We start from the raw sequence: 8,800 nt of genomic DNA on the forward strand, positions 1-8,800 counted from the left end.
CGCTCAATAGCCAGCGTCTCGATGACATCAACTTCCTCGCAACCGCCGTAATAGCGGCGGCCCGGGTAGCCCTCGGCATACTTGTTGGTCAGTACCGAACCCTGCGCCTGCATGATTGCCTGCGCAGTGTGGTTCTCCGAAGCGATCATTTCCAGGCCGCGCTGCTGGCGAGCCAGCTCAGCGTCAATACGCTGAGCGACCTCCGGGTCCAGCGAAGCCAGCGACTGGGTCAACGTTGCAGCGGCAACGGATTCAAAAGTCTGGTTGCTCATTACTCGACGTTTCCACCGTTCGCGCTTGCGTAGTCAGCTGCCGAAAGCAGCGGACCCTCTTCGGCGACCTCAACGGTGAACAGCCAGCCGGCACCGTATGGGTCTTCGTTCAGGATGCCTGGGTTGTCCACTGCCTCGCCGTTGATGGCAACGATGGTGCCGGTCACTGGCGAGTACAGGTCGGAAACCGACTTGGTGGACTCGACTTCGCCACAGGTCTCGCCTGCGGTAACGGAGTCGCCGACCTCTGGCAGGTCGACGTAGACCACGTCGCCCAGGGCGTCGGCGGCAACCTGGGTGATGCCGATCTTTGCTGGGGACGATGCATCGATCCACTCGTGTTCGGCCGAGTAGCGCAATGACGAAAGAACTTTACTCACGGTATTTCCTCTCCCAAGGGAATTAGCGGGCGATTTGCTTAGCCCTACTGATGTTTAACGTTACTTGGCTCGGGTGTAGAACGGCAGTTCGACTACGACAAAAGGCAAAGTCTTACCACGCAGGTCTACCTCCAGCTCGGTCCCCACTGCACCGAATTCGGCGTCGACGTAACCCAGTGCAACCGGGTAGCCCAGGGTTGGCGAAGGCTGGCCGGAGGTGATTTCACCGATGGTTGCGCCGTCCTTGACGATGGCGTAGCCGCCGCGGCCGGCACGCTTGCCCAGGCCCTTGAGGCCGACGAGCTTGCGTGGCGGGGTCGCACCGCGCAGCGCTTCCAGGGCTTCGCGGCCCACGAAGTCCTCTTCCTTCTTGAAGGAGACCACCGGGCCGAAGCCGGCATCGAACGGGGTGCGTTCCAGGGACAGCTCGTTGCCGTACAGCGGCATGCCGGCTTCAAGGCGCAGCGAGTCGCGGGCAGCCAGGCCGCAAGGAACCAGCTCGTGGTCCTTGCCGGCTTCAACGCTCTTTTCCCAGAGGGCTGCCGCATCCTCGTTTTCGATGATCAGCTCGAAGCCGTCTTCGCCGGTGTAGCCGGTGCGGGCCAGCAGCACGTCGATGCCGCCGAGCACCACCTTCACCGCAGCGTAGTACTTCAGCTCGGTGACAGCCTGGGCAGTTGCCTCGTCGGCGGCCAGCTTGCGCACAATCGCCTCAGCGTTCGGTCCCTGGACGGCGATCAGCGACTGGCGGCCCGAAGCGTCGTCCACGACGACGTCGAAGCCGGCGGCGCGGGCAGCCAGTTCGGCGGCAACCACCGGGGCGTTGCCGGCGTTGGGCACGACGAGGAACTTCTCCTCTTCCAGGCGGTAGACGATCAGGTCATCGATGATCTTGCCCTCGGCGTCAAGGATCAGCGAGTACTTCGCCTTGCCGACCTTCATGATGCCCAGGTTCCCTGCCAGGGCGGTGTTCAGCGCCTTGCCGGCTTCCGGGCCGGAGAGGTAGACCTCGCCCATGTGGGACAGGTCGAACAGGCCAGCGGTGGAGCGCACGGCCTTGTGCTCTGCCAGTTCCGAACCGTACTTCAACGGCATGTCCCAGCCGCCGAAGTCGGTGAAGTTGGCGCCGAGAGCTTCGTGCTGCGCGTGCAGCGCGGTGTGCTTGAGTGCTTGAGTAGTCTCAGTCATCTCTAACTCTTCCTTAGTCTTCGAAGGCTTCGGGAGCCGGGCAGGAGCAGATCAGGTTGCGGTCGCCACCGGCGCCGTCGATGCGGCCCACGGTTGGGAAGTACTTGTCGAACTTCAGCGCCGGGACCGGGAAGGCCGCCTGCTCGACCGAGTACTTGCGGTCCCACTTGCTGTTGACCACGGCGGAGACCGTGTGCGGAGCGTTGCGCAATGGGGATTCCTCGATGCTGTAGGCACCGGAGAGGACCTCGTCCATTTCCTGGCGGATGGTGATCATCGCTTCAATGAAGCGCTCGATCTCGGCCAGGTCCTCGGATTCGGTGGGCTCCACCATCAGGGTGCCTGCCACAGGGAAGGACAGGGTCGGCGCGTGGAAACCGAAGTCGATCAGGCGCTTGGCCACGTCCTCGGCGGTGACCCCGGTCTTGGCGGTCAGTTCGCGCAAGTCCAGGATGCACTCGTGGGCAACCAGGTCCTTGTTGCCGGTGAACAGTACCGGGAAGTGCTCGTTCAGGCGCTTGGCAATGTAGTTCGCGTTCAGGATCGCGTGCTTGGTGGCTTCGGTCAAGCCGTCCCCGCCCATCATCGCGATGTAGGCCCAGGAGATCGGCAGGACGCCGGCCGAGCCGAAAGCGGTCGCCACCACCGGCACGCCGTCACGCTCGGAGTAGGTGCCCGAAGCATCGCCTGGCAGGAATGGCAGCAGGTGCTCGCCAACGCCGATTGGGCCTACGCCTGGGCCGCCACCGCCGTGCGGGATGCAGAAGGTCTTGTGCAGGTTCAGGTGCGACACGTCGCCGCCGAACTTGCCTGGCTGGGCCAGGCCAACCATGGCGTTCATGTTCGCGCCATCGATGTACACCTGGCCGCCGGCGGCGTGGACCTTGTCGCAGACCTCGCGCACGTCGGAGTCGTAGACGCCGTGGGTGGATGGGTAGGTGATCATGATGGCTGCAAGGACGTCCTTGTTGGCCTCGATCTTGGCATCCAGGTCGTTCGCGTCGATGGTGCCATCGGCTGCGGTCTTCACGACCACCACGCGCATCCCGGCCAGCACTGCCGACGCGGCATTGGTGCCGTGGGCCGAGGCCGGAATCAGGCACAGATCGCGCTGGCCTTCGCCGCGCGAACGGTGGTAGTCCGAGATCGCCAGCAGGCCCGCGTACTCGCCCTGCGAGCCGGCGTTGGGCTGGATCGAAACGCCAGCGTAGCCGGTGATTGCGGTCAGGCGCCCTTCCAGGTCGGTGATCAGCTCGCGCCAGCCCTCGGTCTGCGCTGCAGGCGCGTAGGGGTGGATCGAGGCGAATTCCGGCCAGGTGATGGATTCCATCTCGGCGGCCGAGTTCAGCTTCATGGTGCACGAACCCAGCGGGATCATGGTGCGGTCCAGGGCCAGGTCGCGGTCCGAGAGCCGGCGCAGGTAGCGCATCATCTGGGTTTCGGAGGAGATGGTGTTGAAGATCGGGTGGGTCATGAAGTCGCTGGTGCGCACCTGCCCGGCCGGGATCTCGAAGCCTTCCGGAGCCGAGAGCTCTGCGCCGAAGACCTCGAGCAGGGTCTTGACGACGCCCGAGGTGGTGGCCTCGTCGGTGGAGATGCCCACCTGGGTCTCGCCCACCTTGCGCAGGTTGATGCCTGCTTCGATGGCCTTGGCAATGATGGCATCGGCGTTCTCGACGTTCACCACCACGGTGTCGAAGAAGGAATCCGAAGCCAGGGTGTAGCCGCCTGAAACCAGCGAGCTGGCGATGACCCGGGCGTGGTTGTTGGCGCGCGAGGCGATCTGCTTCAGGCCGGCTGGGCCGTGGTAGACCGCGTACATCGAAGCGCAGATGGCCAGCAGGGCCTGTGCGGTGCAGATGTTGGAGGTGGCCTTTTCGCGGCGGATGTGCTGCTCGCGGGTCTGCAGGGCCAAGCGGTAGGCAGGGACTCCGGCGTCATCGGCCGAAACGCCTACCAGGCGTCCTGGCATGGAACGGGTCAGGCCATCGGCCACGGCCATGTAGGCAGCGTGCGGTCCGCCGAAGAACAGCGGCACGCCGAATCGCTGGGTGTTGCCCACGGCGATATCGGCACCCTGCTCGCCCGGAGGGGTGATCATGGTCAGGGCCAGCAGGTCGGCGATCACGGTAACCATGGCGCCGGTTTCCTTGGCGGCGGCGATGATCGAAGCGTGGTCCGCGATCGAGCCGTCGTTGCCAGGCTGCTGCAGGACAATGCCGGAGATCTCGCCCTCTGGCAAGCCTGCGGCAAGGTCGGCAATCTCGACTTCGAAGCCCAGTGCGTCAGCGCGGCCCTGCACGACCTTGAGGGTCTGCGGGAAGATGTTGGAGTCCAGCACGGTCTTGCCCTTGGACTTCTTCTTGTTGGCGCGGCGCATCATCAGCACGGCTTCGGCGGCAGCGGAGGATTCGTCCAGCAGCGACGCGTTGGCGATGGGCAGGCCGGTCAGGTCCATGACCATGGTCTGGAAGTTCAGCAGGGCTTCGAGGCGGCCCTGGGAGATTTCCGGCTGGTACGGGGTGTAAGCGGTGTACCAGGCTGGGTTTTCCACGATGTTGCGGCGGATCACAGCTGGGGTGATGGTGTCGTAGAAGCCCTGGCCGATCATCTGGGTCTTCATGACGTTCTTCGAGGCAAGCGCACGCAGGTGGGCTAGGGCTTCGGTTTCGCTCAGAGCATCAGGGATATCCAGTGCGGAGTCCTGGCGGATGTCTGCCGGAACGGCGGTGTCGATCAGTTCTTCCAGGCTGTCGTAGCCCAGGGTCTGAAGCATGGTGGTGACGTCGGAAGGACGTGGGCCGATATGGCGTGAAACGAATTCAGTATTCGCTCGTGCCGAAGTCTGCGTGATGGTCATGGTGCTGGTATCTCCATGGGATCTGTCTTGGCGCATGCCAAAGGAAGGTCTTTTTACCTCCCCATCCCTGTTGCATAACCTGAGAGTTTTACGCATCCAGCAAACCAAGCCGGGCACTTGCACCTTCGGTGAACCGGAACGGGCCGGTTTCTTTCCAGAGTTGCCTCATGATGGCGGTACGGGTGCCTGAGAGTTTCCTGGGGAGGAATTGCTCCTACGGCGCCCGTCCATGGTGTGAACGGGACTCTCCCGCCATCCGTCTATGGCGCGCGCTGCCGGCCGGAGACCTGCAGCACACCACCATGTTACCTGCCCCGCCCCCAAGGTCAAACAGGAGCGGGGTCCGGAAAAGTCATAAATGCGTTCAGTTGGCGTCGGCAGTTAAACGGATGTAATCAGGATATTTCGCTGACAAGGAATCACCCGACGAGGTGCCGGTGATCCGGCGCTTGACCCACGGAGCCAAATGCTCTCTGGCCCAGCCCAATTCCTGCTTCAGCTTTTCGCCGCGCGAGTTCACGGCCAGTTCCGGCAGGGACGGCTGCTGGATCCTGGAGGACCAGTTTCCCTCGGTGATCCGATGGGTGCCGAGCACGTCAAGGACCTTCGAGGCCATCAGCGTGTGGCCCAGCTCGTTCATGTGCAGCCGATCCACCGCCCAGTAGCGCAGATCGGAGAATTCGCGCCACCGCCAGTAATCGGCGATCACCGCGCCGTACTCGTCCGCGATTTCGCGAACCTTCTCGTTGTAAATGGCCGTGCGCGGACGGGTCTTGGAGAACAACGGTGATTCCACGGTGTCGAAACCGGTGAACAGCACGACCGCGCTTCCGGCTTCGGCAAAGCGGCGCACCATGCCTTCATAGCCGCGCATCAGCGCATCCAGGTCCGCCTTCGGGCGCAGGATGTCATTGCCACCGGCATAGATGGTGACCAGATCCGGGGCCAGTGCGAGCGCCTGGTCCAGCTGCTGGTTGATCACCTGCCCGATCTTCTTGCCGCGCACCGCCAGGTTGGCGTATTCCCATTCGCCTTCGGCGCAGAGCACTTCCGAAACCCGGTCCGCCCAGCCGCGGACCTGGTTGGGCCGGGTCGGATCCACATCGCCAACGCCTTCGGTGAACGAGTCACCTAGTGCCACAAACTTCTTCACTTCGCTCCTGCTTCGTTCCATTCCCGATGGGTTTACTACGCGTTGCTGCCGGCAGCCTGGGCCGACATGTTCTTCTGCATGATCAGCTGGCGGGCCAGCTGGCTGAGCTTGACCCCGGTGGAGATCTCCTTGACGCCTTCATTGCGCGAGGGGATGAAACCGAAGCCCAGCTGGTGGGCTGGATCGGCGAAGGCCAGCGAGGAATTCGCACCGTCATGGCCGTAGGCGAAAATCGATCCATAGTTGTTGCGCGCGGTGGCCTTCATGAACCCCAGGGCGAAGGCCTGCAGCAGCCCGTTGGTCCGGTCATGGCCGTAGACCAGCTCGGTGGAAACCTGGGACCAGGTGTCGGCGGTGAGGAATCCGCGGGTGGCGCCCAGTGCCGGCACTGCACCGAATGAGGCGGCATAGATTGCGGCGAGGCCTTGGGCATTGGCGACCGCGCCCATGGATGCGGGGCCCAGTTCGCGCACCTGCGGCGCGTTGGCCAGTTCGTGCCAGTTGTAGACCGGGCCGCTTTCCAGCGCGAAACCGGAGGCCGAGTTCACCGAAAGCCCGGCCGGGGAGAACGGATCGAAGAATTCCGGTGCGGCGTCAGCGCCCGGCAATACATCGCGGTAGCGCGATTCCAGCGCGGGGTCCTGGCCGATGTATGCTTCGGCTCCCAGCGGCTTGCGGATGCGCTCCTCGAAGACTTCTTTCAGTTCCTTGCCGGTGACCCGGCGTACCAGTTCTTCCATGAGCACGCCCATGGTGATCGCGTGGTAGCCGACAATGTTCTGGCCCAGCGGCCAGACGCTTGGCATGGAAGCGAGCACCTTGGCGTATTCGGCGGAGTTCAGGAGGATCTCGCTGGGCACGCCCCCGGGCACTCCGAGCACTCCCGCTTGGTGGCTGAGCACCTCGCCGACGGTGAGCTGGGCTTTCCCGTTGTCCCCGAATTCCGGCCAGTAGGTGGCCATTGGCGCGTTCGGATCAATCAGCCCATCTTGCACGAGCAGTGCCACGACCAGCGCACCCAGGCCCTTGGTGCAGGAGAAGACGCAGGTCAGCGCGTCACCACAGAGGTGCTCGCCAACGCTGTGGCTGAGCACCAATTCGCCGCGGTGGTACACGGCCAGCTGCGCCGAATAACCTTCTTCCTCAGCGGCTCGCGCCTCTAGTGCTTCCGCCAGGGGCGCGAACTCTTCAGTGATCACCGATTGCATCTAAATCCTTCAAAGTGCTTGTCTCTCATCAACTAACCCTAACCGCTTCGATCCCATGGCCCGGTAGTTCCACACGCTGACCCGACACCTAGCATATAGGTACGTCAGCTCACAGCATTGGCTTGTTTAAGCCACTAATCGACATTTCACTACCGCTGGACCCCAAGTTCTGTGAGCCAGCCTTGAAGCCGGTTTGCCCACTTCATGCGCTGACCCTAAAGTTGTAATGTTTGCCTACAAAATTGAAGGAGATGATCTCGATCGCATGACTGTGAACAGTGACACGGCCGTTACCGACGGCAAAGAAACAGAACTCCGCAGGGTGATTGGCCCGAAGCTGCTGCTATTCCTCATCATGGGCGATATCATCGGCGCCGGAATTTTCGCCATCACCGGCAAAGTTGCCGGCCAGGTGGGCGGAGCCGCCTGGCTGCCGTTCCTGATCGCTTTCACGATCGCGACCCTCACCGCCTTCAGCTACCTCGAACTGGTGACCAAATACCCGCACGCGGCCGGTGCCGCCTTGTACATCCACAAGGCATTCGGCATCCACTTCGTCACCTTCCTGGTGGCGTTCACCGTGGCTTGCTCGGGCATCACCAGTGCCGCCACCTCGGCCACCTTGGTGGGGCGCAACCTGCTCATTGGCATTGGCCAGTTTGTCGAGGGTGTTCCCAACACCCCGGAAGCGGGCATGTGGGCAGCTATTGCGATCATCGTGATCCTCGCAGTGATCAACTTCCGCGGCGTGGGCGAGAGCGTGAAGTTCAACCTCGTGCTGACCATAGTTTCGCTGGCCATCATGGCCGCGATCATCGGCATCGGCTTCGCGGTGATCGCCTCGGGCCAGGGTGACATTTCCCGCCTGGTGGTCTTCGAGACCCCCACCGACCGCAGCGTCTTCGCCGCCGTGACCATGGGTACTGCCATTGCGTTCTTCGCGATGGTGGGCTTCGAGGATTCGGTGAACCTGGTTGAGGAAACCAAGAATCCCAAGAAGACCTTCCCGAAGATCATGCTCATCGGCCTGGGCATCTGCGCCTTGATCTACATGCTGGTGGCCGTCACGGTCATCATGGTGATCCCGACCGGCGATCTGCTGAACCCGAAGAACCCGGATGCCGGCATCCTGCTGGATGTTGTGCGCATCGGCCTGCCGAACCTGCCAGTTGACGCGATCTTCCCGTTCTTGACCGTCTTCGCGGTGGTCAACACCGCGCTGATGAACATGCTGATGGCTAGCCGCCTGCTCTACGGCATGGCCCGCCAAGGCGTGCTGCCGCAGTTCCTGGGCAAGGTGCATTCGACCCGACGCTCGCCATGGGCCGCGATCCTGTTCAGCACCGTGCTGGCCATCGCCTTGGTGGTCTACGTGAACTTGAGCAACGGAAGCAGCATTGTCGGCTCGCTGGGCGGCACGACCGCGCTGCTGTTGTTGTGCGTGTTCGCCGTAGTCAACGTAGCCCTGCTGGTGCTGCGCCGCGACAAGCCGGAACCCGATGCGTTCCGCGCTCCAACGATCATCCCGATCCTCGGCGTGTTCTTCTGCCTGTTCCTTGCCGGCCCATGGGCTCGTTCGCGTGAAGACTGGGTCCAGTACGAGATTGCCGGCCTGCTGCTGGTCATCGGCGTGCTGCTGTGGGCCGTGACCTGGTTGGTCAACCGGATCAACTACAAGAAGGGCGTCATCGAAACCCGCCCGGGACAGTACTGATCCCAAACCGTTAAAGCAGTGATGG

Annotated in this window: 6 protein-coding genes, 1 pseudogene and 1 riboswitch; of the genes and pseudogenes, 1 reads left to right on the forward strand and 6 read right to left on the reverse strand. The window is 62.9% G+C overall.

Annotated elements, in window-relative coordinates:
• From ACNPN0_RS11725 to ACNPN0_RS11750, 6 genes and pseudogenes are all read right to left on the reverse strand, one after another.
• Positions 1-272: pseudogene (locus tag ACNPN0_RS11725) on the reverse strand (serine hydroxymethyltransferase); the annotation flags it as partial.
• A complete protein-coding gene (gcvH, locus tag ACNPN0_RS11730) occupies positions 272-652 on the reverse strand; it encodes a glycine cleavage system protein GcvH (protein WP_402695778.1) in 381 nt (126 codons plus the stop codon). The gene gcvH and the pseudogene ACNPN0_RS11725, both read right to left, overlap by 1 nt.
• 60 nt (positions 653-712) lie before the next feature.
• The gene (gene gcvT / locus ACNPN0_RS11735) at positions 713-1,840 is read right to left on the reverse strand and encodes a glycine cleavage system aminomethyltransferase GcvT (RefSeq protein ID WP_365943140.1); all 1,128 of its coding nucleotides are present in this window, start codon (positions 1,838-1,840) and stop codon (positions 713-715) included.
• 13 nt (positions 1,841-1,853) lie between these two features.
• On the reverse strand, positions 1,854-4,700 hold the full coding sequence (gene gcvP, locus ACNPN0_RS11740) for an aminomethyl-transferring glycine dehydrogenase (protein ID WP_448937918.1): 2,847 nt from the start codon (positions 4,698-4,700) through the stop codon (positions 1,854-1,856).
• Positions 4,701-4,864: 164 nt separating this feature from the next.
• Positions 4,865-4,962: riboswitch (glycine riboswitch) on the reverse strand.
• 102 nt (positions 4,963-5,064) lie between these two features.
• Positions 5,065-5,841, reverse strand: a complete 777-nt coding sequence (locus tag ACNPN0_RS11745) for a GDSL-type esterase/lipase family protein (RefSeq protein ID WP_442904123.1) — start codon at positions 5,839-5,841, stop codon at positions 5,065-5,067.
• Positions 5,842-5,888: 47 nt separating this feature from the next.
• The gene (locus ACNPN0_RS11750) at positions 5,889-7,061 is read right to left on the reverse strand and encodes a serine hydrolase domain-containing protein (RefSeq protein ID WP_448937917.1); all 1,173 of its coding nucleotides are present in this window, start codon (positions 7,059-7,061) and stop codon (positions 5,889-5,891) included.
• A gap of 265 nt (positions 7,062-7,326) precedes the next feature.
• On the opposite strand from ACNPN0_RS11750, the gene ACNPN0_RS11755 reads away from it, so the two are divergent.
• The gene (locus tag ACNPN0_RS11755; protein WP_402695774.1) at positions 7,327-8,775 is read left to right on the forward strand and encodes an APC family permease; all 1,449 of its coding nucleotides are present in this window, start codon (positions 7,327-7,329) and stop codon (positions 8,773-8,775) included.
• Positions 8,776-8,800 lie beyond the last annotated feature (25 nt).

Source organism: Glutamicibacter sp. AGC84, from assembly GCF_053543575.1.

What these genes read in the sequence shown, in the direction of transcription:
- gcvT (WP_365943140.1), bottom strand. Translation starts at nt 1,840, where the DNA reads ATGACTGAGACTACTCAAGCACTCAAGCACACCGCGCTGCACGCGCAG.
- ACNPN0_RS11755 (WP_402695774.1), top strand. Translation starts at nt 7,327, where the DNA reads ATGACTGTGAACAGTGACACGGCCGTTACCGACGGCAAAGAAACAGAA.
- gcvP (WP_448937918.1), bottom strand. Translation starts at nt 4,700, where the DNA reads ATGACCATCACGCAGACTTCGGCACGAGCGAATACTGAATTCGTTTCA.
- ACNPN0_RS11750 (WP_448937917.1), bottom strand. Translation starts at nt 7,061, where the DNA reads ATGCAATCGGTGATCACTGAAGAGTTCGCGCCCCTGGCGGAAGCACTA.